The sequence below is a fragment of the Deefgea salmonis genome, assembly GCF_020531905.1.
Taxonomy (GTDB): Bacteria; Pseudomonadota; Gammaproteobacteria; order Burkholderiales; family Chitinibacteraceae; genus Deefgea; species Deefgea salmonis.
The window spans coordinates 62,471-87,715 of sequence record NZ_JAJAWG010000008.1 but is presented as its reverse complement, the minus strand read 5'-3'; the positions used below and the strand labels follow the sequence as shown (position 1 = coordinate 87,715).

The following is a 25,245-nucleotide window of genomic DNA, read 5'->3' as shown; positions in this document are numbered from 1 at the left end:
ATCCAACATACCCCACCTGCCCTAGATTGGTGTCGCTCCTTGCGACAGGCCGCAGCAGGAATAATGAATGTCTGAACTTAATTTTGCTAGCCTTGGGCTAGCCGAACCACTTTTGCGTGCCGTTGCCGATACGGGCTACACCACACCAACTCCGATTCAAGCGCAAGCCATTCCATTGGTGATACAAGGCGGCGACTTACTGGCTGCAGCGCAAACGGGGACCGGTAAAACGGCAGGTTTTACTTTGCCGATTTTGCAATTATTGCTGGCTAAAGAACCACTCGAAGCCAAAGGTCGTCCTCGTGTTTTGATTCTAACCCCGACGCGTGAACTTGCCGCTCAGGTAGAAGAATCAGTTCAAACGTATTCGAAGTACGTCAAAATCACTTCAATGGTGGTGTTTGGTGGCGTGAATATTCGTCCACAACAAACACGCTTACGCTCGCCGATTGATATTTTAGTCGCGACACCAGGCCGCTTGCTCGATTTGGTTAATCAACGCTCGGTGGATTTGTCCGGCATTGAAATCTTGGTGCTCGATGAAGCCGATCGTATGCTCGATATGGGTTTCATTCACGACATTAAGAAATTAATGGCGATTTTCCCTAAAGAACGCCAAACCTTGCTGTTCTCAGCGACCTTCTCTGATGAAATCAAAGAACTCGCCGACAAGCTACTTAAAAACCCAGGTCTGGTAGAAGTCGCTCGCCGCAATACCACCAATGAATTAATTAGCCAACGCGTACATTTGGTTGATCGCGAGAAAAAACTACCGTTATTGACGCAATTGATCAAAGACGGCAATTGGCATCAAGTTTTAGTGTTTATGCGCACCAAACATGCGTGTAATAAAGTGGCTGAAAAACTCAATAAAGACGGTATTTCTGCGATGGCGATTCATGGCAATAAAAGCCAAAACGCGCGCACTGCCGCATTAGCCCAATTTAAATCCGGCGAATTGCAAGTATTGGTAGCCACCGATATTGCGGCCCGTGGTTTGGATATTGAAGAATTGCCGCATGTGGTGAATTTTGAATTGCCTAACGTGGCCGAAGATTACGTGCATCGGATTGGCCGTACTGGCCGCGCCGGTTGTACTGGTGAAGCAGTCTCTCTGGTGTGTGTGGACGAGTTGAAATTACTCGCTGAAATCGAGCGCATTACCAAGCAAGATATTCCAAAATTCTGCTTAGAAGGCTTTGAAGCCGATTTACGCGTGAAGCCAGAGCCGATTGTTCGTGGTGGCTTAGGTCGTGATCGCCCACCACGCGATCCAAACCGTAATCCACGTGCTCCGCGTGGTCCTGCCGCCGCCGGTGGCGCACGCTTGAATGGTGCTCGTTCAAAAGCATTAGCTGAAACCGCAACCGCCCAAGCAGCCGCCAAAAGTGAAGTGCGCGCTGAGCGTCGTCCGCGTGCTGATCGTGCTGAAGGTGACGCCGAACAGCGTCGCCCGCGCCCTGATGGCGAACAACGCCGTCCACGCGCAGAAGGCGCTGCGGATAGCCGTCGTCCACGTCCTGATGCTGCTGCAGATACCCGCCGTCCACGTCCTGATGCGCTGGGCGCTGCAGATACCCGCCGTCCACGTCCTGATGCGCTGGGCGCTGCAGATACCCGTCGCCCACGTGATGGCGCGCCGCGCAGTAGCAACCCACGCAATGCACCACGCCATGATTCAGTGCTAGCAGCACCGGCAGCGCCGCGTCGCGAGCGAATTAATTACGATGAGCAACAACCGATCAGCAATGCCAATACCTTGCCAGGTGAACTCATGCGCAGTGGTCGTAGCGGCCAAGGCCAAACGCGTGGCTACCAAGGTGGTGGTCGTAATGGTGGACCAGGAGTGACTCGCAATGCCAGTGATGGGCATGGCGCGCCACGCAGCGACCGTCCGCAAAATCGCGGCCCACGTACTGCCAGCGCCCCAACTGCCGCGTTACTTGGTGGCAGCGGTCATAAACGTCGCGGGGAATAAGCCCGACTGACAATCAATCAGCCCATGGTTTGCCATGGGCTTTTTTATGCTTAAAAAATATACTCCCGTGCCACACCAACGATTAATGACAAACTACAACAGCTAAAATTAATCAACACAACAATCATTGCAAGATTAGTCCACAATCTAGCTGACTCAATCGATCGCCTTCGAAACTGCAATTAAACCCGATTCAATCTATATACAAGGTCTGTACTGACCGTAACGAGTGCTGAGAATGAGCCCCGAACAAGCTAAAAAAACCATGCATGACTTATTACGGATGATGATTCAACACAAAGCATCCGATTTGTTTATTGCCGATGATTTTCCACCAGCCATGAAGATCAACGGCAGAATGACGCCAATTGGCGCACAAAAACTCAATGCCGCAGCCACGCAAGCGCTAGCTTTGGCCATTATGCGCCCCGATCAACAAACTGAGTTTTCAAGCGAATTAGAATGCAATTTTGCCATTAGCCCCGAAGGCATCGGGCGCTTTCGGGTGAATGTGTTTATGCAGCAAGAAAAGGTCGGGATGGTGCTGCGAACTATCACCAGCAAAATTCCTAATTTTGATGACTTAGGGCTGCCCAAAGTATTAAAAGACGTGATGATGAGTCAGCGCGGCTTAGTACTGTTGGTTGGCGGAACCGGTTCGGGTAAATCGACGACGATGGCGGCGATGATTGATTACCGCAATGAAAACAGCCATGGTCATATCATTACCATCGAAGATCCGATTGAGTATGTGCATAAAAATAAAAATTGCTTGGTCACGCACCGCGAAGTCGGGCGTGATACCAAAAACTGGTTTGCTGCGCTCAAAAATACACTGCGCCAAGCGCCGGACGTGATTTTAATTGGCGAAATTCGCGACCGAGAAACCATGGAATACGCTATGGCGTTCGCCGAAACCGGCCATCTTTGCATGGGCACTTTGCACGCCAATAGCTCCAATCAAGCGTTAGAGCGGATTGTGAATTTCTTTCCCGAAGAGCGCCACCCGCAGCTATATATGGATTTATCGCTCAATATGCGCGGGATTATTTCGCAGCGTTTGGTGGCCACACCCGATGGCAAAGGACGTAGCGCCGCGATTGAGATCTTGCTCAACACTCCGCTAGTAGCCGATATGATTTTTAAAGGCGACGTGGGCGGCGTTAAAACCGCAATGGCCAAGTCCAAAGAACTGGGGATGCAAACCTTTGATATGGCGCTATTTGCGCTGTATGAAGCGGGAAAAATCAGTATGGAAGAAGCGTTAAAAAATGCCGATTCACTCAATGAGCTGCGCTTAAACATTAAACTCAACAGCTTGCATCATCGTAAAGAAGAGCACCACAGCGGGCTGGAACATCTCACCCTCGAAGCACAGCAAGTGCCCGAAGAGGCAGCAGAGGCCACCGAAAGCGCTAACTAAGGCGAGCTGTGCGCCAACAAAACCATGGTTTGCGTCGTAAAATATTGCCCGCGAATACATAAGTCTTGCTGTGGCCCGCCTTCATTCACAAAGCCCAACTGCTGATACAGCGCTTGGGCTTGGTGATTATCCACGCGCACCGTGAGCTCGATGCGAACAAAACCTTGCTGCCAGGCTTTAGCCAGCGCAGCCTGCATCAACCCTCGTCCCAATCCTAGGCCTTGCGCCTGCGGCAATAGGGCCACGCTTAATACCCCCACATGATCTGCGTCACCTTGCGGCAAAATATCGCACCAACCCACGACGGTTTCATCGCACAGCGCAATAAAATACACATAGTCGCGATCGACCATATTTTGGTAATAACGGAAGGTTTGCTCAATCGGCGGCGCTTGCAAAAAGAACAAAAAGCTTTCTTGTTTACACGCGGCATCAAACACTTGATGCAAGCCAGAGAAATGCGCCGCACTGAGCGGCAAAATGGCGTAGTTCATCGTTTAGACGCTCAACATCGCCAAGCTTTCTCCCTCTTTCGAGGCAAGGAGCACGACAGGATCAATCAACACGGCGTATCGCCGCAAGCAAGTAGTCAGTGTGTCGTTCTGCGAAGACTGATAAACCATCAGCCTTCGCCAAAATCGTTGACTGAGCCCACTATACACCTTCTATGTATTGCGCTACTGCGCTTTATTTTTGCGGCCTGTAAGGCGATACACCATAAAAGTCGCGATCAACAGCGCAATACCCCACAGACTAAAACCCAGCCAACGCCAAAAGCTCCATGTACTGCTGTCGGGCTCGGCCACTTGAATATCCACCACATTGGGAAACCACGACATCATGTCAAAACGCCAACCGTATGAAGTCAATAAGGCCGGTTTCTTTTCAAACTCCAGCGTTTTGGCCTTGGCCTGCAAATCGGCAGAGTTAAATTTAAAGTAATACGGCCAGCCCCAGCCGGTATCAACATTTTTAAACACCCGAATAATATCGGTCGCATGGTTGGTGTAGATGTAATACACATCCACCGTCGGCCCATCGCTCGGATTAGCCTTGCTAATCGGCCCATCTTTATCAGTTAATTTCACCTCAACCCCAGTAATGCTGGTGATGGTTTTTTCTGGCAAAAAACAATCCAAAGCCACAGTTCCCACCAGCGCCATCAATGCCAACAGCATCAGGAGTACTTTTCTTAGTTTAAGCATTGATGTCTTCCCTTAAATTGCAGGTGGTATCGGTTTAATCTTGGCATTCAATCTTTAAAATCCCCGCATTCATCCAATCAAATACATGGGATAAGCTAGCCTCAAAAGCTGAATTATGCCTGACATTGCTCTGGCAGCATCAGCCAAATTTAGCGTAAAGTAGTACCACATCAGTTAAGTATCAATCCATCACGAGGTTTTTGCTCAAGCAATCAAGCCCTCGCCAATGCCCCAAGCCCAGCGCTGGTGATTAATCACAGCGTAGTACGATGGATAACGGCTGCTATAATCTAGCGATTAAATTCTTTTAAATTGGATAGTCCAATGTCAAACGCTTGCCCACAATGCACTTTGGAAAACACTTATCCAGATGGTGAGAACTATGTTTGCGCCGACTGCGGCTTTGAATGGCCAATGGTCGCAGAAGTAGAAGAAAGCGATGTGCGCATCGTTAAAGACGCCAATGGCAATGTGCTACAAGACGGCGATTCTGTCGTGGTAGTCAAAGACTTAAAAGTCAAAGGCACGTCTAGCACACTGAAAGTCGGCACCAAAATCAAAGGGATCCGGATTGTTGACGGTGACCATGAGGTCGATTGCAAAACCGATTTGGGCAGCATGATGCTCAAAGCGTGTTTTTTGAAAAAAGCCTAAGGCTGGGTGACTGCACGGCGGAAAATCAAACGTCAGCAGACCCTCGCAGCGATTGCTGCAGCATAAAAAATGCCCGCAATCGATGCGGGCATTTTTGTATCCGTTCAAGCTAATTATTTTTTGGATACCGCATGGCCACCAAAGGCATTACGCATCATCGATAATAATTTCATTGCGTAATCGTCATTGCCGCGTGAAGCAAAACGCGCGTACAAGGCGCTCGACATTACTGGTGCTGGAATGCCCAGCTCAACCGACTCCAGCACTGACCAACGGCCTTCGCCAGAATCCGGCACAAAGGCGTTTAAATCGGCCAATTCGGTGTCTTGCTGCAAAGTATCGGCAACCAAATCGAGCAACCATGAGCGAACGACTGAGCTATGACGCCAAGTTTCAGAAATCGCCGCCACATCGAGGTTAAATTCTTCTTTGGCTTTGAGCATTGCAAAGCCTTCGGCAAACGCTTGCATCATGCCGTATTCGATACCGTTGTGTAGCATCTTGGTGTAGTGACCAGAACCTGCTGGACCGGTGTGCGTCCAACCGCGATCAGCGCCCGGAGCCAAGATTTTCATAAACGGCTCAGCCATTGCAGCGGCGTCTTTTTCGCCACCAAACATCAAGCAATAGCCGTTTTGCAGACCCCAAACCCCACCCGAAACCCCTGCATCGACAAACTTAAGGCCCATCGCCGTCAATTCTGCACCGTGGCGTTGGCTGTCTTTATACATGGCATTGGCGCCATCAATGATCAAATCGCCAGGAGCGAGCAAGGTTTTCATTTCGGCAAAGGCCGCCTCAGAAATCGCGCCCGATGGCAACATCAACCAAACCACGCGCGGTGTTGGCAATGCGGCAATCAATTCAGGTACGCTAGCAAATGCTTTGAAGTTAGCTTCTTCTTGCGCCAATTGGCTGCGGGTGTCGGCGCTGACGTCAAAACCAAAGACCGTCGCACCGCCTCGAGAGAGTCGACGTGCCATATTGCCGCCCATTTTGCCTAAACCGATCATTGCGATATTCATGCTATTTCCTTTGTATTGATTGCCCTGCCGAATACTTAAATTCGAAGCGAAAATCATGCAGTTTCATCGGGATATTCACTACCACCGAAGCACTAGGCATGCTTTTTTTTGATTTGTATTAAAGTTTCATGAGAGCGTAAAGCCTAAGCTAGGCGCAAATTCTCACGTTGGGTTACGCTATTATGCCTTCTTTAGCACCACATTTGCCGCAATTAATTTGTCCTGCTGGTAGTTTACCAGCCCTAAAAGCAGCAGTTCAGTCTGGTGCCGATGCGGTTTATCTTGGTTTTAAGAATGCGACCAATGCCCGCAACTTTGCCGGGCTTAATTTTACCGACTCACAGCTTAAATCGGGTATTGAATATGCACAATCCCAAGGTCGGGAAGTACTCATTGCCATTAACACGTACCCCCAAGCAGGTCGAACCGCTGAATGGCATGCTTCAATCGATGCTGCCGCCGACTTAGGCGCTAATGCAGTGATCTTGGCCGACTTGGGTTTACTCGAGTACGCCACTCGCCGCCACCCCCAGTTACGCCGCCATTTATCAGTGCAAGGTTCCGCCACCAATTTTGAGGCGGTGAATCTCGCTTATGAATATTTTGGCATTAGCCGCGCCGTATTGCCACGTGTTTTAACTTTGCCACAGATCGAATACGTCATTAAAAACACCCCAGTCGAAATCGAAGTGTTTGGTTTTGGTAGCTTGTGTGTGATGGCCGAAGGCCGCTGTATTTTATCCAGCTATGCGACCGGCGAGTCGCCAAATACCCATGGGGTGTGTTCACCTGCAAGCCATGTGCAATGGCTACCTAAGGGCGATACCCTTGATACTCGTTTAAATGGCATTTTGATCGACCATTTTGAAAAAGACGAGCCCGCCGGTTATCCAACCCTGTGTAAAGGCCGATTTGAAGTCGGCGACGCTAGCTATTACGCGATGGAAGAACCAACTAGCCTCAATGCATTGTCGGTACTACCCGAGCTGATCCGCATGGGCGTGAAAGCCATTAAAGTCGAAGGTCGGCAACGCAGCCCGGCTTATGTCAGCGAAGTGACCAAAACATTGCGCGCAGCGATTGATGCGGCGAGTGATCCGCGCTATTCAGTCAAACCCGCTTGGCAACAGGCGCTTAGCAAAGTGTCGGAAGGGCATCAACAAACGCTTGGGGCGTATAGCCGACCTTGGCGCTAAGCCGCAGCTAATTTACACAAGCCACGCCGCCAGCGCGGCTGTTCAGTTTTAAATTCATCGAGGAAGATCCATGCAACTCACTCTTGGCCCGCTGCTTTACTATTGGTCCCGCCAAGCCACACTCGATTTTTATGCCGCTGCTGCCGATTGGGATGTGAGCACGATTTATCTGGGTGAAGTGGTGTGCGCTCGCCGCCATGAATTACGCACTAGCGATTGGCTGGCGCTCGGCCAGCAATTATGCCAAGCCGGAAAAACCGTCGTTTACAGCTCGCAAGCCTTGCTCGAATCGGGCTCGGATTTATCGTCGCTACGCCGTTTTGCCAAAGAAGGCGGCTTACTCGAAGCCAATGATTTAGGCGCAGTTAAAATCGCGCGCGATTTGGCGATTCCATATATTGCTGGCCCGCATCTGAATATTTACAACGGCGCTACGCTCGACTGGCATCAAGCAGCAGGTGCCATTCGCTGGCTACCCTCGCTCGAAGCGAGTCGCACAGCGATTATCGCGACTTTAGCGGAAGCCAAATTGCCGATTGAAACCGAAATTTTTGCCCATGGCCGCCTGCCACTGGCTTTTTCTGCGCGCTGCTTTACCGCCAGACATTACGATTTAAGCAAAGATGCCTGTGAATTTAAGTGCATCGAGCACGCCGATGGCCAGTTGCTCAAAACACGCGAAGGACAAGATTTCTTGCGCCTAAACGGAATTCAAACGCAATCGGCGGCTTGCCATGCCTTAATTCATGATTTGGCCAGCGTCACCAACGTGGGCGCCAGCCATTTACGCATTAGCCCGCAAGCGCAGTTTACCGCTGAGATTGTTGCCGCCTATGCCGCAGCGCTCGCGAATCCGGCAACAGCGCCTGAGCTCGATTGGCAACGTATTAATCCCGAAGGCCTGGTCAATGGTTATTGGCATGGTCAAGCGGGTATTTGCATGAAGGAAACCGTATGAACATCCCTGCGCCGTTGATTCAATTACTGGCCGTACTCCCAGAAACGCCGCCCACCTTTGCGACTGTCGCCTTACTGAACTTGCTGCGCAAGCCATTGTGGCCAGAAGAGGACTTTGCTTGGTGGGAAGGTCGACAAGTGCGGATGGCGGTTAGCGATTTAAACTGGGGTATTACGCTAAGCTACCAGAATGGGCGCTTTGTCTGTGGCGATACCCCCGCTGATGTGACATTGACCGCCAGCTTGGCTGATTATTGGTTAATTGCGCGACGCCAAGAAGATCCCGATACCTTGTTTTTTCAGCGCCGACTCACCATTCTCGGCGACACCGAGCTCGGCTTAACGCTCAAAAACTTAATGGATGCGACCGATTTTTCTCCGCTGTTTGCGCGCTTGCCGAGCAGCGTTCGGATGAAATTGAACGTTTAAACCTAATCGCCACCTTAGGTGGCGGTCGGTTAAGCTTGAAATTGCGCAATGTTTTTTTGTAAATCAGCGACTAAGCCAAGCAATTGATCGGTTTCAAGACTGATTTGATCGACCGCATTGGTCGCAGTATCGATTTTATGGTTAATTTCTTGCATGGCATTGGCAGTGTCTTGAATTGAAAGCGTTTCTTTTTGTGCCGCGCTGGCAATGCCCATAGACAAGACTTTCATTTCTGCGGTGTTTTGCACAATCGCATTTTGTCCTTCCATCGCACTGGCCACATCAATCGCGCCTTGATTCACCCCTTCACTCACTTCGTGCATCGCTTTAGCGGCTTCACTCGTCGCTTGCCCGATATGCTGCGTCATTTTGGCAATATCGGCTGTTGATGCCGTCGTACGCTCAGCGAGTTTGCGGACTTCATCGGCCACCACCGCAAACCCGCGTCCGGTATCCCCCGCTCGCGCCGCTTCAATGGCGGCATTTAAAGCCAATAGATTTGTTTGATCGGCAATGTCTTTAATCACCGTAGCCATACTATCAATGGCGGCCGCCGCTGAACCCAACTCTTGAATCATGCTCGATGATTGCCGTGTGACCACCATTAAATTGGCGGTCGCATGGTGTGATCGCGACATACTGGCATGCGCTTCGTTGGCGGTTGCGGTGGTCGTTGTCGCTCGCTCGGTCGTGAGGTCAACGCTATGCAATACGCTTTCAACCGATTCGGCGAGTTGATCGGTAATGATTTTGATTTGATGCGCTTCTTGGCTGGCTTGATTGGCCAATTGACTGGTATTCGCACAATGCCCTTTTAACTGCATCGATACGCGAGCCACTTCAGCAGCAGCGTGCTGAATTAAATTCACTGTCTGTGCTTGATTTTGAATTAATTGATTCACTGCTTTTGCCATTTCACCCAATTCATTACGTCCTAAATCGGGCAACCGTCGACGCAAATCACCATTGAGATTAGCTAAAAAGGTTCGCACCATAAAAATAGGTTGAGTAATCGCGCGGCTCACCCACCAAATGCCAATCAGCAATAAACCGGTTGCGATCATCACTGAGCTCCACACCCAAAGTTGGGCCTGCTCAATAATTGCCGCTTGCTCATCATTGGCCTGATGAATATTGCCTTCAATCAGTGAGCTAAATTTCTCCATACTGCCTTCGAGCCGACTAAAAACACCAAAGAAATTTTGATATGTCGCACTGGCATCGCCATCGTGGTTTTCAAATTTATCTGCAGTGACTTTTGCCATTTGAACAAACTCGGCCAAATCAGGTTTTAAGGCATTTAAAGCCTCGCGTTCACTTTTTGGTAGCTGCATTTGATCGTTTTCTGCAACTAAGCGGGTGAAATTGTCTAAATGCTCTTTTAACCCAGTTTTCACCGCTTTGACTTCTTCAGGATCTGGATTAGCCACTGCAAAGAGTCGATTCATATCTAAAACATCAGCCCGAATCCCATCGTGCATCATATCGGCCTCGGTTTGATTTCTGAGCAAAGTCGTCCCCTTACTCACCGCCTCAATACTTTGCACCAAATGGATGTTATTCAGATAAGCAATCGCGCCAACAAACAGCATTCCGGCAAGTGCCAATAGACCCAAAATTGTAATTTGCGTACGAATTTTTAATTGATTCATTATGCAACCCCTTGAATCGAATCAATATAAACCCCTACAAATCATGAATTTGAGTGAGTTTATATCGATGAGTTAGCAGCCCTTTTTAGACCGCAAGCTCAGGGATTACAATAAAATTCTGACTAAAATCCTTATAAAAATTTACCAATAACTTATTCAATTCTACTAACCACGTAAAAAAGGCCTTCTTGTAAAAGAAGGCCTTTTTGCCAAACTCAACACCATTTTTTAATTGTTATACGCTTTTTCACCGTGGCTAGACACATCCAAACCTTCGCGCTCTTCGTCTTCTTTCACGCGTAAACCAATGGTCAGATCAACTAATTTATACGCCACAATCGCCACCGTGCCGGACCAAGCAATCGTCACCAAAACGCCCAGCGTTTGGATTTTAACTTGATCAATAATGCTATACGACGCAGCCACACCATTGCTCACGTAATCCCACACGCCAGTACCGCCCAAATCAGGGCTAGCAAAAACGCCGGTCAAAATCGCCCCAACAATCCCGCAAACGCCATGCACGCCAAACACATCTAAAGAATCATCCGCGCCCAATAAACGCTTCAAACCGTGTACGCCCCATAAGCCAGCGATACCCGCAATCACGCCCATTATCAAGCCACCACCGACCCCAACAAAACCTGCGGCAGGGGTAATCACCACTAAGCCCGCCACCGCACCCGATGCCGCGCCCAATAATGACGGTTTACCTTTCCACAGCCATTCAATCAGCAACCACGTCATTGCCGCTGTCGCTGGTGCCACCCAAGTGTTCACAAAAGCTAAAGCCGCAGTACCATTGGCCTCAAGCGCCGAGCCAGCGTTAAAACCAAACCAACCAAACCAGAGTAATGAAGCACCAATCATGGTCATCGTTAAGCTATGTGGCGTCATTGGGTCGCGACCATAACCAATCCGTTTACCGACAAAGTACGAACCAATCAAACCGGCCACTGCGGCATTAATATGCACCACCGTACCACCGGCAAAATCTAAAGCGCCATCTTGGAATAAAAATCCTGCCGTCGCTGCAGCTGCAGTTGCCGCTGCCGCATTGGTGTAAGCATCAGGACCGGCCCAGTACCAAACCATATGGGCGATTGGCAAATAAGAAAACGTAAACCACAGCACGCAAAACACCAATAGCGCCGAGAACTTAATGCGTTCAGCAAACGAGCCCACAATCAAGCCACAAGTAATCGCGGCAAATGCGCCTTGAAATGCAATATAAATCAGCTCAGAAATACCAATGCCTTTATTAAAAGTGGCGGCAATTGAATCGGGCGTGACGCCTTTGAGCAGTAGTTTTGACGTTGAGCCAAAAAATGCATTGCCCTCAGTAAACGCCAAGCTATAGCCATAAATCACCCACAGCACGCTGATCAAGCTAAAGATACTAAATACTTGCATCAGCACCGACAGCATGTTTTTGCTGCGCACCAGACCACCATAAAACAGCGCCAAACCTGGAATCGACATCAAAATCACTAAGGCCGTCGCGACAAATAACCAACTGTTATCGCCTTTATTGATCGTCATCACCGGCGCGGCAATCGCAGCGGCTGTAGCTTGAACGCTCACTGCGACTTCAACTACCGCTTCTGTCGTTGCCAAGGCCGCACTGGCAGTTATCGCGTCAGCGGCAAAACTAGGGGCCGCCACCCACATGGCGGTAAACAAAGCTAATGATGCGAGTATTTTTTTCATTTTCATGCGCTCCAGATCAAATCCATCGTGGCATCGCTAGCGAATTATTATTTTCAGTTTTTCGTTAGCGATTAACTCAATTTAAATTGCGGCATCACCCGTTTCACTGGTGCGGATTCGCACCACGTGCATCAGATCAAAAACAAAGATTTTTCCATCGCCAATTTTCCCGGTGTGGGCGGCTTTTTCAATCGCCTCTATCGTTTGCTCGAGTAATTCATCCGCAATCGCAATTTCTACTTTGACCTTGGGTAAAAAATCGACCACATATTCAGCACCGCGATACAACTCGGTATGTCCTTTTTGGCGACCGAAACCTTTTACCTCGGTCACGGTCAAACCTTGAACACCGATCGCTGACAGGCCTTCACGAACTTCATCAAGCTTAAAAGGCTTGATAATTGCGCTTACAAATTTCATGGTGTAACTCCTTATGCAAACGGTTAGATTGGTAAGGAAGATAGTTAGCATGAAGTGTGCCAACTCAGCTTGGCGGTGTTTTTCATTGAGTTAGATTCTCACCGCTCCAAGATAGCACTGTTGCAGCGCAATATTTAAATCAAAGATGGCGCGTGCTGCGCCTTCTTGGTGCATGTAAATCAAACTGTTGTGAATTTGAATCTGCTAAACTGGATTCAACCATTGCCAATAACTGGAGAAAGTCATGTTAAAAGACAAATTTTTCGATGAAATCAGTAATAAGTTCTCGGAAGCCATCGCCGCCAGTCCAGCGAAAGATATCGAAAAAAATGTGCGCGCCATGATGGGTTCGGCTTTTAGCAAAATGGATTTAGTCACGCGTGAAGAGTTTGAAATACAACAAGAAGTACTTGCTCGCACCCGCGAAACGCTAACCCAAATGGAAGCGCGCGTTACAGAACTAGAAATGCGCCTGCAAACCAATAACCCACAAGACGGCATATAAAACTGACGGCTCAGCAACATATGCAACAAAACAATAAGAAACCGAGCCATGTGCTCGGTTTTTTTGTACCATGAAAAAAACAACGACAAAAGAGATCGCCATGTCTGCCGCCGACGCCCGACTCAATCCAGAACCTTGCGCCTCTACTTTCTATTTAAGCTACGCCAGCATTCTCGACCTCGACCATTTAGCCCCCTTATTTAATGCCTATCGTCAATTTCATGGCTGCAACGATGATGTGGTAGAAGCACGGGCTTTTTTAGCGGAACGATTAGCAACTGGCGATTCAAAGATTTATTTGGCGCGCAATAGCGCCGGAGAAACCCTCGCGTTTGCACAAGTCTTTGCCTGCTTTTCATCAATTGCTTTGTGTCGTAGCTGGGTACTGAATGATTTGTATGTGCAACCGGCATATCGCGGCCAGCACGTGGGCGAAGCCTTATTGGCTCAAGTTGAAAAAGAAGCACAAGCGGCCGGAATCGGCATGCTGACAATGGAAACCGGCCCAGAAAACGTCCGCGCCCACCGCATTTATCAAAAAATGGGCTATGCCCGCGAAATGGGTTATTTGCATTTTGTTCGGCGGCTCAACCAATAAAGCCATACGCTCACGGCGTAACCCATCGCCGTGATCAGCGCCGCGCACCAATGCGACATGTCAAAACACTGCGCAACATCATTGATCAATCAGATAGACATTCAATTTTAATCTTCAGCAGGCAAAATACACTGATTGCTAGTTTTTAATCTTAGGTTTTGCTCGTGGCGCAAGAAGTACTGAATTTTATTGATCAAGAAATTGCCGCTGGCAGCGGTTTGCTACAAGCAATGCAAGCGGCTGAGCGTGCATTTAATTTGAGTTCAAAACAGGTGTATAGCCTGCTACCTTATTTTGATCGCCGCATGTATTAAGATACATGGGTAGTGTATGGGGGCGAAGCGGGCCGATAAGCCGGGTCCTGTCCAGATGTTGCCATCCGTGACCATCATTCCTCTAGGCGCACCATTACTGATGCGCTCAAGCAACCTACCCGTAGACTCAGCGAGCAGCTTCAACGCCTACTGCTTGGTCTTGCTCCGAATGGGGTTTACCCTGCCAGCGACTGTTACCAGCGCCGCGGTGCGCTCTTACCGACCCCTTTACGGGGCTCCTCTGACGAGGACACCTTTTCACCCTTACCGATGACTCAATCCCAATCGCTTCAATCGACTGTTCAACTTGGGTCCATTCAGTATGCAAGCATCCTGAATGGGGGGACTTTGCGCCGCTTACGCGTCGCGAAGTCTCCCATTGGCGGTTCAGCTCTCTGTTGCACTTTCCGTCGGCTCACGCCGCCTGGTCGTTAACCAGCATTCTGCTCTATGGAGCCCGGACTTTCCTCCCCCGCCAGCATTACACTGGCAGCAGCGATGGTCTGTCCCGCTTCGCGGTGGCGATTATCACCGCTATACCGACTCAGGGCAAGTAAAGATCGCCCACGACCTAAGCCGCATCGATAGCCTTAACGCCAATCTACCAATGAAACCCCAATCGCCGCGCCGCTATTGTGGAAATTATAGTTTTGCAATGAATCGCCCCAGCCATTAAATGCCTGCACATAACCATGCAATTTACCGGTAATCGGGAAGGCCCATTCCAATTGGAAGTTCGATCGATTTGGCGTAGCGCCACCAAATTTCAAATTATTGCGCCAAGTAAGTGAAAACACATGGTTTTGCCACGGATAAACCACCACCGTTTCTACCCGCCCCACGTAATCGCTGATATCGGGATTATTGTCAGTACTGGCCGACTCAGGCACGCGCCACCATGGCTTAATCAGCACCGAGACATCGCCCGAAGTCAGACCAAAACTAGCATATAAGCGATTCCACGAGCGCGACAGTGGATTGGTTTGGCCATTGGATTGATGCATCGCGCCCAAATTAATCATGCGTAATTTGAGCCATTCTGGCCCAGCTTGCACTGGGAAAGTCGCCCATAATTCAGGTTGATAATCGGTTTCTCTAAACGGCGAAGAATTCTGGCTATCGTAGGCCTGCCAGTAACTTTGCTGGGTATAAGCGCCCCACACATCCACATCGGAGCCAAAAGCGTCTTGTACCAGTTTGGTTTTAAACGAAAGCTGAAACTTCGCTTCTACCTTGCCATAATCTTGATCGCCACGATGCGAGCAATTGAGCGGATTGGGTGAGCAAGGATCGTTATTGACTTTTTTACGCCAAGAAACCGGCAAAATATACACCGGCTGGTACGGCTTGATATTAAAAACACCGTCTTTGTCTTGCGCAGATAACTCCCAGCGCTGAGAAAACGTTTCTGCCGTAGTGACCGGCGAATCGAGCTTCGCGATGGCTGTCGTTGCCGGCGCAACCGGCGCAGCAACCGGCGCAACTGCAATCGGCGCCAGCGGCTTGGGTTGCGCTAATTGGTCATAACAAGCCAGACGGTTTTGATTGTTTGCAATCTGTTGGCAAGTCGCCAAATCATTCGCGTGTGCCGAAGCGGCCAGCAAGGTGGCCAAACTCAAGATTGCTTTCATCTTTTCACCTTAAAACCCTCGGCCAGCAAGGGTGTGATTTCATTGTGCAAAAATCATAACATCGAGCGCTTTGCAACGCGTAGCTACGCTGCAAAGCGTTCAGATTTCGCCACAAAATCAAACCAATTATTCGGCCAATCCGGCAGATTCATGCGTTCTAATCGGTAAACCCGTCGCTTGAGACAACGCCTCAGCGAGCGCCTGCGCTTTGAGCATATTGCTCGCCGTGGCCGAAAAATTCGCAAAGGCCAAGCGCTCGCCTTCGCCCTCTGCGCCAGAGAGAATCACCCACACCGTGTCTTTACGAAATAGATTAGGGTCTTGCTCAAAATGGATTTCGCTAAACGCACGCAAGGGCGTGGTTTTTTTCCACAGCACCAGCAGACCCAATAAGCAAAAACGGCGTTCAAACTGCCCGTTTTCAAAGCGCTGCTCGCTAGGTAGCGCCCAAAACAGCACAATTCCGGCCAAAATCGAGTAATAAAACAGGCCAAAAAAGTGATTTTCAAACTGCGTGGATTCAATCAATGGCAGCCCCCAAATGCCCGCTGCAAATAAGGCCGCGCCGGTAATCCACCACGCAGGGGCGCTCACGCCACGTTGAACCACAATTGCATCGCCCATTACACCAGCTTCCATTGCACCAACTCACCGGCGCGCAATGGCACCACCACGCTATCGGCAAAAGCGTATTCAGTCGGCACCACCCAGCTTTCTTTACGCAAGGTCACAGTTTCACTGCTCACTGGCAAGCCATAAAACGCTGGACCATTCCGGCTGGCAAACGCTTCTAAACGATCGAGCTTGCCCGCTAAATCAAACACTTCGGCATACAGTGGCAAGGCCGCGTGCGCGGTATACATGCCGGCACAACCACAGGCGGTTTCTTTCGCGCCTTTGGCATGCGGAGCGCTATCGGTACCGAGAAAGAACTTATGGTTATCATCGGCCGTTACTGCTTTCACCAAGGCTTGGCGATGAATTTCCCGTTTTAAAATCGGCAGACAATACAGATGTGGGCGAATGCCACCAACGAGCATGGCGTTTCGATTCATCAATAAATGATGCGCCGTCACGGTTGCGGCGACATTATCAGGCGCGCTCGCCACAAAATCCGCCGCGTCTTTGGTGGTGATGTGCTCGAAAACGACTTTGAGGTTCGGGAATTTGGCCAATAGCGGCTGCATAATGCGGTCGATAAACACCGCTTCACGATCAAAAATATCGATTTCACTGTCGACCACTTCACCATGCACCAAAAACGGTAACCCCAGTTCGGCCATTTTTTCAATTGCTGGTAACACCTTATTCACGTCGGTACAACCGGCATCCGAATTGGTCGTCGCGCCTGCTGGGTAGAGCTTAACGCCATGCACAAAGCCGCTGGCTTTGGCGGCGACAATATCGGTCGCGGTGGTGTTATCGGTTAAATATAAAGTCATCAAAGGCTGAAACGATTGCCCTGCTGGCACCGCAGCCAAGATTCGCTGACGATACTCGCCAGCCAAAGCGACATTGGTCACTGGCGGTTTTAAGTTGGGCATCACAATAGCGCGGCCAAATTCACGCACGGTATGCGGCAAAACACTCGCCAAGCCCGCGCCATCGCGCAGGTGTAAATGCCAATCATCAGGACGAGCGATGGTGATGGTTTGTGTCATGTTTTTTCCTTTTAACAGTCAATTTCTGCCGCCTTAGGATTCATCCATTTTCGGCAGCGTAGCTATATAGCAATGTATTGGCAGGCAACCCATAGTTGATAAGACCTACAATCAAATACCTGCGTTATTCATCTAAATTGGGATCATTCAACATCGATCGAGCTCGGTTTGAGCGGAGGCCTAGCCAGATCCAGTCAGCAATGGCGGCTTGTTATTCCGAACGTTTTTTAATCAAAAACAAAAATCGGGCTTCTTCTTGCCATTGCTCGAGCAACTCATTGCCGGTTTGCCGACAAAACGCTGCGAAATCGGTCGGCGTAGCGGGGTCAGTACACGTCACTTGAACGACCTCTCCGCCTGCCAAGGTGGCCAGCGCTTTTTTGGTGCGCAATATCGGTAGTGGGCAATTTAAGCCCGACAGATCAATCGTTAATTGCGGGTGAATGCGAGCAGTCATGAGCGCAGATCCAAGCGAACAAAACGCCATTGTACCGAAGTCAATCCTACCTGTTGCAATCAATCCCACCTCAAGCTTGAGGCAAATTTGCTGCGCTTAAGTTTCGCTTCATACAGCGCTGTTTAAATAGCGTCATCAAATCAAAACCACTTTGGAAAACACACTATGAAACTGATGACTTTCTTCGCCGCCGCCACCCTTGCCGCTTCAACCCTCAGTTTTGCCAGCGGCAATGATTGCGCCCCGCATCCCCGTGAGCAATGGGTGAGCGCTGCCGAAGCGAAAACCAAAATTGAAGCGCAGGGCTACACCATTTCTAGTCTTAAAGTGTCTGACGGCTGCTACGAGATCAAAGGTCGCAATAAAGACAATCAACGCGTTGAAGTCTCGTTCGATCCAAAAACTTTAGAAATGGTTGAGTTTGAGCACAAAAATTATTTTAATTAACACCGCCCGGTGCGCAGGCGATTGCTTGCGCCTTCTAATCAATACAACAGGTACAATTAAAACAGAACATGGTTATAAACCAGCAAATGCCCCCGCAAAAGAGCGCAATTTAACGCCATAAAGCGGCGATTTCGTCAGTCGCAATCGGCAATACTGGACTCAAACATGCGTATTTTATTAGTCGAAGACGATTTATTACTCGGTGAAGGCATACAAGACGGCCTAATTGATGCCGGCTTTGTCGTCGATTGGTTTCAAGATGGTGAAGCGGGCCGTTCGGCGCTACAAACCGAACACAGCTTTGACTTAGTCGTGCTCGATATTGCGATGCCACGGCTGGACGGTCTGAGCTTATTGGCGTGGATACGCCGCACTTTGGGCGACTTGCCAGTCTTGCTACTCACCGCGCGCGATTCGATTGAAGATCGCATCACTGGGCTTGATGCCGGAGCCGATGATTATTTAGTCAAACCGTTTGCACTTGGCGAATTGATCGCGCGTTTACACGCCCTACTTCGCCGCGCTCATGGTCGCAGCGAAAACAGCCTTTCATGGCAAGGCATTGTGCTGGATCCCGCGCACAAAATCGCCAGCAAAGACGGTGTATCCCTCGACTTAACAGCCATGGAATTTAAACTGCTGCATTTACTCATGGCCAACTACCCACATTATTTATCCCGTAGTCAATTCGACGAAAAACTCTACGGCTGGCAAGGCGAAATTGAGAGCAATACGCTGGATGTGCATTTGTCTCACCTGAGAAAAAAACTCGGCAGCGAAGTCATCCGCAATGTCCGTAATCTTGGCTGGCGCTTGGAGTCCAATTGATACATCGCATTCAACACTGGCTAAAGCATTCACTCGCAACACGCTTAACGCTACTGATTTTGTTGGCAACCATACTGGCGTGGAGTGCATTTAGCGCCGTACTGCTCTATGAAACTCGGCAAGAAACCGCCGAAGTGCTCGACGATCAACTCACCGCTTACGCCGATATGTTGTGGCAAAACTTAGGCGGCGAAGATGATTTGCGCTCCAACAATAACAAAGACACTGATTACCACGATGAGCTGGCTTTTGCGGTTTATCACCTGGACGGCCGATTGGTTGCCGCCAGCCAGCTCATGCCTTTTCCCATCCAGCCGCGCGCTTCCAAAAAACCTTACGCCATCGCATTAAACGGCAAAGAATGGCAAATCACCGTGCGCTCGAGTGACAATCACCAGTTGATTGTCGGTGAGCCGCTGAAAAATCAACTCAAAATTGCTGAAGAACTCAGTGAGCATTTGCTCGAAATCGCGCTGTGGGCGCTGCTGTTATTATTGCCGCTGTTGTATTTGGCGATTCGACAAGGCCTCAAACCGCTCAAAGTGGTTGATGCCGAATTAGCTCGCCGCGCGCCGAATAATTTGGACGCACTCAATATCATCGTTCCCAGTGAAATCGCCCCGCTACGCGACCGGCTCAACACCTTATTTGCCCAAGTGAGCCAAACCCTCGCCCGCGAGCGACGCTTTACCGCTGACGCCGCGCATGAATTACGCACGCCATTGGCTGGTTTACGCGTGCAAATTGAATTAGCGCAAAGTAGCCCACGACCAGAAACGCGCGAAAAAGCACTCGGTAAAGCGATACAAGGCGTTGATCGAACCACGCGCTTGGTGACCCAACTGCTGGCATTGTCTCGTTTAGATCATGGTGAAACACCACAATTTGAGGCTATTTCATTGAGTGATCTAGCGCGTAGCGCCTTGCTAGAAGCCCATTTGCCCGCCGATGAAGCGCATTTGCGGGTTGAGCAACCCTGCGCTTTAATCGGCCAACCGCTATTGCTGGGATTATTGCTCAGGAATTTACTGGAAAATGCCAAGCATTACGCTGGCCAAGACGCCGAGATTGTCATCCAGATTCGCGGGGCAACACTCAGCGTTTGCGATAATGGCCCAGGCGTGAGCGCCGATGATTTGGCCCGCATTGGCCAACGTTTTTATCGCCCTGCTGGGCAAAGCCAGCCTGGGGCAGGTTTGGGTTTATCGATCGTGCGCCGGATCGCCGATTTGCATCTCGCGAAGTTCAAAATCAGCAACCGCGCCTCGGGTGGATTTTGCGCCGAGATCATGTTTCGCCGCGAAGCGCAATAAACAGCATTGAGGCGACTCGCTGAACTTGTTACGATGCTGCCTTTACTCTCGATTGGACTCACGACGATGCATAAAATCCTGCTGTTGACTTGTTTGCTTGCTGGATTGGTGCAGGCGGCAGAATACGAGACTCACACTCCGGACAATATTGAAGCCGGTGAAGGCGATGGCTTAATGGGTTTTTTTAAAAATAAAGCCCCGGTGATTCCGACTGAACAAGAGATTCAATATCCAGATTTAGCCACGCTCAAACAATGGGCTCCGGTTAAGTTTGCGCAAGAAATTAAAAATAATAATTACTATCTGTCCCTTGATAGCCTCAGCCTCGGGCCAGATCGGATTGTGCGCTATGTCATCGCCGTTACGCCCAAAGCCGGTGGCCCCAAAAATATCTTATTTGAAGGCATTGATTGCAAAAGCAACCAATACCGTACTTATGCTTGGGGCAACCCCACCAAGAATGAATGGCAAAAAAGCACGCAAGTGAAATGGAAGCCATTAAGTAAAAATCAATACAATGCTTGGCAAGGCAGCTTGTCGGACAACTTCTGCCAGATGGGCGATCCTTGGCCGGTTGAAACCATTCGCAGAGACTTCACCATCGACAAACAAGCCGGTGATTGCCTTGGCTGCCGCGCCAAATAATCACCTCCGGCTGTTGACGACAAACTGCCAGCGTCAACAGCCTCTTCAACCCATTTATTGCACTTCATACAAAAAGTCCGGCAGCGGCTCAGCAAAGGCCGCCTGATACTTTTCAGCTAATTGGCGCGCAGTAAAATGATGATTTTGCCCCCCTTGCTGGGCAACTTTCAAACTCCCCAACAAACAAGCCAAACGACCGATGCGGGGCCAATCCCAGCCCAGACTCAATCCATGCAGCAGCCCGGCTCGAAACGCATCACCACAGCCGGTGGGATCTAAAATCGCTCTGGCGGGCACCGCAGGAATGGCATGACAAATCCCCGCCGTATAGATTTTCGCACCTTGCGCGCCCAAAGTGACGATCAGCGCGCGCACTTGCGCGGCGATCTCCAGCAGGCTGAGGCCAGTGCGAGCGCACAGCATTTCCGCCTCATAGTCATTGACGGTGACATAACTGGCTAAAGCCAGCATGGCTTTGAGCTCGTCACCGTTAAACATCGGTAAGCCTTGGCCGGGATCAAAAATAAATGGGATATTGGCCGCAGCCAATTGCTCGCAATGCTGTTGCATCCCCGACTTACCATCGGGCGATACAATTGCGATCTCGATTGGCTCTGCCACCGTGCACACGGTATTGAGATGCGAGCCATTCATCGCCCCCGGATGAAAAGCGGTAATTTGGTTGTCGTCTAAATCCGTCGTAATAAAGCACTGTGCAGTAAAACCATCTTGCACCTGAATATAATCGCGGCGAATCTGCTGCCGATCTAAAGCCGCCGCATAAGGGCCAAAATCTTGCCCCACGGTTGCCATAATCAATGGCTCAGAACCGAGCATTTTAAGCGTGTACGCAATATTGCCGGCACAGCCGCCCAATTCGCGGCGCATTTCTGGCACTAAAAATGACACCGATAAAATATGAATCTGCTCGGGCAAAATATGCTGCTTAAAATAACCGGGGAAAACCATAATCGTGTCATAAGCCATTGAGCCACAAATTAACACTGCCATTTTGATCTCCTAATCTCGATTAAACAGATTTCATCATCACTGTGCGGCTGGCCGAAACACCTTGGCATCGGTCGTTTGCCGATTAATTCTGTCTGTATTCATACACCAAGTTTTTATTACCCGTGCATATTCTGTCGGTTTTCAGGTACTTTTATGCCATGGGACTTATTCTTTCATCATCAGTCATCTTGAGCTTGGCGGTAGTGAGCTGCGTCGTTGCCACTGCGCAATATGCGCTACTGGTTCGTGCGCATCATTCCGAGCGCGGATTAAGCACGTTGGCCTATGGCGGCGCGCTGCACGCTTTGGCAACTCTCGGCTATGCCTTTGCCTTAAATAGCGCCTACAACACTGCTGTTGCGCCCTTTTTGATCGCCGGTTTGCTCATTTTACTCGCCGGAACACGGCGGTTTTTTGCTCGACCGGCCGTATTAGGCCACTGGGCATGGAGCTTACTGATCAGCGTGCTGCTTCTGAGCGGCCAATGGCTAGGCGGCCTCAATCCATCTCAGACTTGGACCTTACAATGCGCCATATTGTTACCGCTGTTACTGCGAATCGCTTATGAGGCGCGTCACGCGGATAACGATGAGCATTGGCGACGACCTCGGCAAGTGTTAATTCTCATTTGGTTAGGCTATGCCGGCATGATCTTATTTCTAATTTGCCTGCCAGCCGACGCTTTTCAACATGCCCTGTTAATCACCTTGTTCATCAGCAATTTGGCCTTGCCATACAGTTATCACACCACGCTGTCGCATCGACTACACACCCGTTTAATCAAGCTCAATCGTTACGACGCGCTCACTGGTTTATTCAATCGGCGCGGTATTGAGGAATACACCGTGCGCGAGCTGCGTCGCACTCAAAAATACCGTCAGTCATTGGCGATTATTGGTGTGAATATCAAGCAATTTCATGAAATCAATCAGCGCTATGGCTTTGCAGCTGGCGACATGGCGCTCAAAAAAGTCGGCCGTGGCTTAAAATCCATCGCCGCCACGGCCTACCCTAGCGGTATTGGGCGCTTTACTGGCAATGATTTTATTTTGGTCTTGAGTAATATGCCGATTCAGCAGGTGCGCAACACCATGCTAGAAATCGAACTCGCAATTAACAGCTTACAAATTGAGCATAGCGATAGCAGCTTTCATCTGGGCAGCGTCATTGACGTCGTGCGCGCCGGTGTTGACGGCGATAACGCCAATACATTGATGATGGCGCTGCAAGCCGCAATTGAACAACGAAAAAAACCCAAGCCGCTCATCAACAAAGCACCTCTTTCCCCGGCTGAAGTTGCTTAATGCAAGGGTATTTAACTACAGAGCTTATATTGCATTAGCTACAAAGCAATACCCATATATATTTCGATATAGTGTTGATACTGTACCGCAGCGTTGCCACTTATTCTTTATTTTCTGCTGCCGATTCAACACGATTGCGGCCATTGCTTTTGGCTTGATACAGCGCCGCATCCACCCGCTGCATCCATTCATCAAACGAGTCAGACACCCGAAACGCCGCCAAACCAATACTGATGGTTAACGTGTGTCGATGTGGAAAATGTGCACTAGCAATATATTGGCGCAATTTTTCGGCCAATAAACCCGCTTGCTCCTGCGTCACACTGGGCACTAACAGTACAAACTCTTCACCGCCCCAACGAAATAAAGTATCGCTAGGCCGAATCTGACTCTTGATCAATTCAGCTAAACGCACCAACACCAAATCGCCCATTGGGTGACCAAATTCATCGTTCACCCGCTTAAAAAAATCAATATCGAGCATTAATAAACAAACATGTTGCCCGTATCGAACCGCTCGAGACATTTCAGCCGATACCATTTGCTCAAACTGCCGCCGATTACCACAACCGGTTAAAGTGTCAGTTTCTGCGTCATGCACCAAGCGTCGATTGGCTTCGAGCAAACTCGAATTCACCATCTCAAATGCAATCCGCAGCTCAGATAAAGTCGCTTCACTTTGCTGACGCAAACTGGTTTGCACCGCGAGCAACTGCGCTTTATGCTGCCCTTCTTCTTTCGCCGCATTTAATTCAGCTTGCTGCTGCAGCGTCTGATCTTGCTTGGCCTGCCGCCGAGCCAAGCAAAAGTGTTCCAAAGGCTGCAAGGCCGGGTCTTGCGAGACTTCTACATGCGCCGCACTTTCGTAACGCTGTAACAATTGTAAAGTCTTCGCTTGCCAGTTTTGTGTATGTCTGCGAACTAAATAATACGTCGCCAGTAAAGCCAAGATAGAAATCAACACCAATCCCCAGCCCAGTCGCTGTCTGGCCACTTGAAAAATGCTTAAATCAAAATCAACCGCGATAACGATATAGCTATACGACAACTGTGGCTCCAGCGCCAAAGCCAGAAAATACCGCCCTTGCCCGTCTTGCACTGGCTGACTACCCAATAGCGGCGGTTGAATGAGCAATCGCTGTTCAGTAAAAACGGAATAATAGCCATGCGGCCCCTGCAGCAAAATATCCACCTCGTTGGGGATTAAATTCGAGCTGGGAATATGAAATAAGGCATCAAACAAGGCGGCCGGATCGCCTTCTTGGCCTTGCAATAAAGGCTTGATCGCCACACTCGCAATGAGCCAAAATGCTTGCTTTGATGGCGAATAAAAATGATATGCCGTCAGCTTGCCGCTACTGGCCGAGATCGCCAAGTGATTTTTAATGACTGCAGCGCTGCCGGATTTTTGGCGTAATTGTTCTGTCAATAATGCTGATTTTTGCCAACTCTCATCGGCGTTTTCACCGACTGCCGCGCCGATCATCAACGCGCTTTGTGGATAGTAAATCGATACATGATCGACCTGCAAAGCGCGCGCCAATTGCTGTAAGGCAGCGGGCGTCGTTGCCAAATCCCCATTGACCCGAGGCCAAACCGCATCGATATCCACCGCAGAAAAATGCACTTGCTGTGGATCATGATGTTCAAGGATTTGGTTTAGGCGCAGCAATTGCATTCGCGACTGCGTTTGCAGTGACTGCAAGGCCTGCGCTATTTGCTGCTTTTCGACATAATGCAAAACGCCAAAGCTAAGCCCTGTCACCACCAGTAGCAAGATGATCAAGGCCAGCAGCCAAGAAACCCACATTCGCTGTATCACATCTAAACCAAAGCTGACTAGAATATGTCTAGTATAGATAGCAATACGTAGGCCGCGAAT

26 protein-coding genes and 1 other RNA gene are annotated in these 25,245 nt (G+C 49.7%); 14 read left to right on the top strand and 13 right to left on the bottom strand.

Going from position 1 to position 25,245, the window contains the following annotated elements; translation table 11 throughout:
- The first annotated feature begins 67 nt into the window (after positions 1 to 67).
- Both LG219_RS12220 and LG219_RS12215 read left to right on the top strand, forming a co-directional pair.
- On the top strand, positions 68 to 1,978 hold the full coding sequence (locus LG219_RS12220; RefSeq protein WP_226764763.1) for a DEAD/DEAH box helicase: 1,911 nt from the start codon (positions 68 to 70) through the stop codon (positions 1,976 to 1,978).
- 238 nt (positions 1,979 to 2,216) lie between these two features.
- On the top strand, positions 2,217 to 3,401 hold the full coding sequence (locus LG219_RS12215; RefSeq protein ID WP_226764762.1) for a PilT/PilU family type 4a pilus ATPase: 1,185 nt from the start codon (positions 2,217 to 2,219) through the stop codon (positions 3,399 to 3,401).
- Here the strand turns inward: LG219_RS12215 and LG219_RS12210 are convergent.
- Both LG219_RS12210 and LG219_RS12205 read right to left on the bottom strand, forming a co-directional pair.
- Positions 3,398 to 3,895, bottom strand: coding sequence for a GNAT family N-acetyltransferase (locus tag LG219_RS12210; RefSeq protein ID WP_226764761.1), 498 nt, complete (start codon positions 3,893 to 3,895; stop codon positions 3,398 to 3,400). The genes LG219_RS12215 and LG219_RS12210 overlap by 4 nt on opposite strands.
- A 183-nt stretch (positions 3,896 to 4,078) precedes the next feature.
- Positions 4,079 to 4,606, bottom strand: coding sequence for a DUF1523 family protein (locus tag LG219_RS12205; RefSeq protein ID WP_226764760.1), 528 nt, complete (start codon positions 4,604 to 4,606; stop codon positions 4,079 to 4,081).
- Between the two features lie 324 nt (positions 4,607 to 4,930).
- Between LG219_RS12205 and LG219_RS12200 the strand changes: the two genes are divergently transcribed.
- Entirely contained in the window at positions 4,931 to 5,260 is a 330-nt protein-coding gene (locus LG219_RS12200) for a zinc ribbon domain-containing protein YjdM (RefSeq protein ID WP_226764759.1), read from the top strand.
- A gap of 113 nt (positions 5,261 to 5,373) precedes the next feature.
- Here LG219_RS12200 and gnd read toward each other — a convergent pair whose 3' ends face one another.
- Positions 5,374 to 6,285, bottom strand: a complete 912-nt coding sequence (gene gnd, locus LG219_RS12195; RefSeq protein WP_226764758.1) for a phosphogluconate dehydrogenase (NAD(+)-dependent, decarboxylating) — start codon at positions 6,283 to 6,285, stop codon at positions 5,374 to 5,376.
- Positions 6,286 to 6,467: 182 nt separating this feature from the next.
- Between gnd and ubiU the strand changes: the two genes are divergently transcribed.
- From ubiU to ubiT, 3 genes are all read left to right on the top strand, one after another.
- Positions 6,468 to 7,481: a ubiquinone anaerobic biosynthesis protein UbiU gene (gene ubiU, locus LG219_RS12190; protein ID WP_226764757.1), complete on the top strand. Its 1,014-nt coding sequence runs from the start codon at positions 6,468 to 6,470 to the stop codon at positions 7,479 to 7,481.
- A 70-nt stretch (positions 7,482 to 7,551) separates the two neighbouring features.
- Entirely contained in the window at positions 7,552 to 8,439 is an 888-nt protein-coding gene (locus LG219_RS12185; protein WP_226764756.1) for a U32 family peptidase, read from the top strand.
- Positions 8,436 to 8,867 carry a ubiquinone anaerobic biosynthesis accessory factor UbiT gene (gene ubiT / locus LG219_RS12180; protein ID WP_226764755.1) on the top strand — a complete coding sequence of 144 codons (432 nt, stop codon included), beginning with the start codon at positions 8,436 to 8,438 and terminating at the stop codon, positions 8,865 to 8,867. Before LG219_RS12185 ends, ubiT begins: the two co-directional genes overlap by 4 nt.
- A 29-nt stretch (positions 8,868 to 8,896) precedes the next feature.
- Here ubiT and LG219_RS12175 read toward each other — a convergent pair whose 3' ends face one another.
- The 3 genes from LG219_RS12175 to glnK all read right to left on the bottom strand — a co-directional run bounded on the left by LG219_RS12175 (position 8,897) and on the right by glnK (position 12,649).
- Positions 8,897 to 10,519, bottom strand: coding sequence for a methyl-accepting chemotaxis protein (locus LG219_RS12175; RefSeq protein WP_226764754.1), 1,623 nt, complete (start codon positions 10,517 to 10,519; stop codon positions 8,897 to 8,899).
- Positions 10,520 to 10,747: 228 nt separating this feature from the next.
- Complete coding sequence (amt, locus tag LG219_RS12170) at positions 10,748 to 12,229, bottom strand: ammonium transporter (protein ID WP_226764753.1); 1,482 nt, start codon at positions 12,227 to 12,229, stop codon at positions 10,748 to 10,750.
- 81 nt (positions 12,230 to 12,310) lie between these two features.
- Positions 12,311 to 12,649 carry a P-II family nitrogen regulator gene (gene glnK, locus LG219_RS12165; RefSeq protein ID WP_221021629.1) on the bottom strand — a complete coding sequence of 113 codons (339 nt, stop codon included), beginning with the start codon at positions 12,647 to 12,649 and terminating at the stop codon, positions 12,311 to 12,313.
- A gap of 244 nt (positions 12,650 to 12,893) precedes the next feature.
- Here glnK and LG219_RS12160 point away from each other — a divergent pair, with 244 nt between their 5' ends.
- From LG219_RS12160 to LG219_RS12150, 3 genes are all read left to right on the top strand, one after another.
- Positions 12,894 to 13,154 carry an accessory factor UbiK family protein gene (locus tag LG219_RS12160; RefSeq protein WP_226764752.1) on the top strand — a complete coding sequence of 87 codons (261 nt, stop codon included), beginning with the start codon at positions 12,894 to 12,896 and terminating at the stop codon, positions 13,152 to 13,154.
- 100 nt (positions 13,155 to 13,254) lie between these two features.
- Positions 13,255 to 13,752 carry a GNAT family N-acetyltransferase gene (locus tag LG219_RS12155; protein WP_226764751.1) on the top strand — a complete coding sequence of 166 codons (498 nt, stop codon included), beginning with the start codon at positions 13,255 to 13,257 and terminating at the stop codon, positions 13,750 to 13,752.
- A 164-nt stretch (positions 13,753 to 13,916) separates the two neighbouring features.
- Positions 13,917 to 14,066, top strand: a complete 150-nt coding sequence (locus tag LG219_RS12150) for a hypothetical protein (RefSeq protein ID WP_226764750.1) — start codon at positions 13,917 to 13,919, stop codon at positions 14,064 to 14,066.
- Positions 14,067 to 14,086: 20 nt separating this feature from the next.
- Here LG219_RS12150 and rnpB read toward each other — a convergent pair.
- From rnpB to LG219_RS12125, 5 genes are all read right to left on the bottom strand, one after another.
- Positions 14,087 to 14,581: RNase P RNA component class A (gene rnpB, locus LG219_RS12145), an RNA gene on the bottom strand.
- 75 nt (positions 14,582 to 14,656) lie between these two features.
- On the bottom strand, positions 14,657 to 15,697 hold the full coding sequence (locus tag LG219_RS12140; protein ID WP_226764749.1) for a phospholipase A: 1,041 nt from the start codon (positions 15,695 to 15,697) through the stop codon (positions 14,657 to 14,659).
- Between the two features lie 126 nt (positions 15,698 to 15,823).
- A complete protein-coding gene (locus tag LG219_RS12135; protein ID WP_226764748.1) occupies positions 15,824 to 16,336 on the bottom strand; it encodes a hypothetical protein in 513 nt (170 codons plus the stop codon).
- Positions 16,321 to 17,358: a dihydroorotase gene (gene pyrC / locus LG219_RS12130; RefSeq protein WP_226764747.1), complete on the bottom strand. Its 1,038-nt coding sequence runs from the start codon at positions 17,356 to 17,358 to the stop codon at positions 16,321 to 16,323. Before pyrC ends, LG219_RS12135 begins: the two co-directional genes overlap by 16 nt.
- 211 nt (positions 17,359 to 17,569) lie before the next feature.
- On the bottom strand, positions 17,570 to 17,815 hold the full coding sequence (locus tag LG219_RS12125) for a sulfurtransferase TusA family protein (RefSeq protein ID WP_226764746.1): 246 nt from the start codon (positions 17,813 to 17,815) through the stop codon (positions 17,570 to 17,572).
- A 165-nt stretch (positions 17,816 to 17,980) separates the two neighbouring features.
- Between LG219_RS12125 and LG219_RS12120 the strand changes: the two genes are divergently transcribed.
- The 4 genes from LG219_RS12120 to LG219_RS12105 all read left to right on the top strand — a co-directional run bounded on the left by LG219_RS12120 (position 17,981) and on the right by LG219_RS12105 (position 21,048).
- Complete coding sequence (locus LG219_RS12120; protein ID WP_226764745.1) at positions 17,981 to 18,262, top strand: PepSY domain-containing protein; 282 nt, start codon at positions 17,981 to 17,983, stop codon at positions 18,260 to 18,262.
- 165 nt (positions 18,263 to 18,427) lie between these two features.
- Positions 18,428 to 19,090: a response regulator transcription factor gene (locus LG219_RS12115; protein WP_226764744.1), complete on the top strand. Its 663-nt coding sequence runs from the start codon at positions 18,428 to 18,430 to the stop codon at positions 19,088 to 19,090.
- Positions 19,087 to 20,403 carry an ATP-binding protein gene (locus tag LG219_RS12110; protein ID WP_226764743.1) on the top strand — a complete coding sequence of 439 codons (1,317 nt, stop codon included), beginning with the start codon at positions 19,087 to 19,089 and terminating at the stop codon, positions 20,401 to 20,403. The genes LG219_RS12115 and LG219_RS12110 overlap by 4 nt, the downstream gene beginning before the upstream one ends.
- Positions 20,404 to 20,469: 66 nt before the next feature.
- On the top strand, positions 20,470 to 21,048 hold the full coding sequence (locus tag LG219_RS12105) for a CNP1-like family protein (protein WP_226764742.1): 579 nt from the start codon (positions 20,470 to 20,472) through the stop codon (positions 21,046 to 21,048).
- Between the two features lie 54 nt (positions 21,049 to 21,102).
- On the opposite strand, the gene LG219_RS12100 is transcribed toward LG219_RS12105, so the two are convergent.
- Entirely contained in the window at positions 21,103 to 22,059 is a 957-nt protein-coding gene (locus LG219_RS12100; RefSeq protein WP_226764741.1) for a carbohydrate kinase family protein, read from the bottom strand.
- Positions 22,060 to 22,217: 158 nt separating this feature from the next.
- Here LG219_RS12100 and LG219_RS12095 point away from each other — a divergent pair, with 158 nt between their 5' ends.
- Positions 22,218 to 23,363 (top strand): GGDEF domain-containing protein, encoded by a 1,146-nt coding sequence (locus LG219_RS12095; protein ID WP_226764740.1) that lies wholly within the window; start codon positions 22,218 to 22,220, stop codon positions 23,361 to 23,363.
- A 100-nt stretch (positions 23,364 to 23,463) separates the two neighbouring features.
- Here LG219_RS12095 and LG219_RS12090 read toward each other — a convergent pair whose 3' ends face one another.
- Positions 23,464 to 25,173: a GGDEF domain-containing protein gene (locus LG219_RS12090; RefSeq protein ID WP_226764739.1), complete on the bottom strand. Its 1,710-nt coding sequence runs from the start codon at positions 25,171 to 25,173 to the stop codon at positions 23,464 to 23,466.
- Positions 25,174 to 25,245 lie beyond the last annotated feature (72 nt).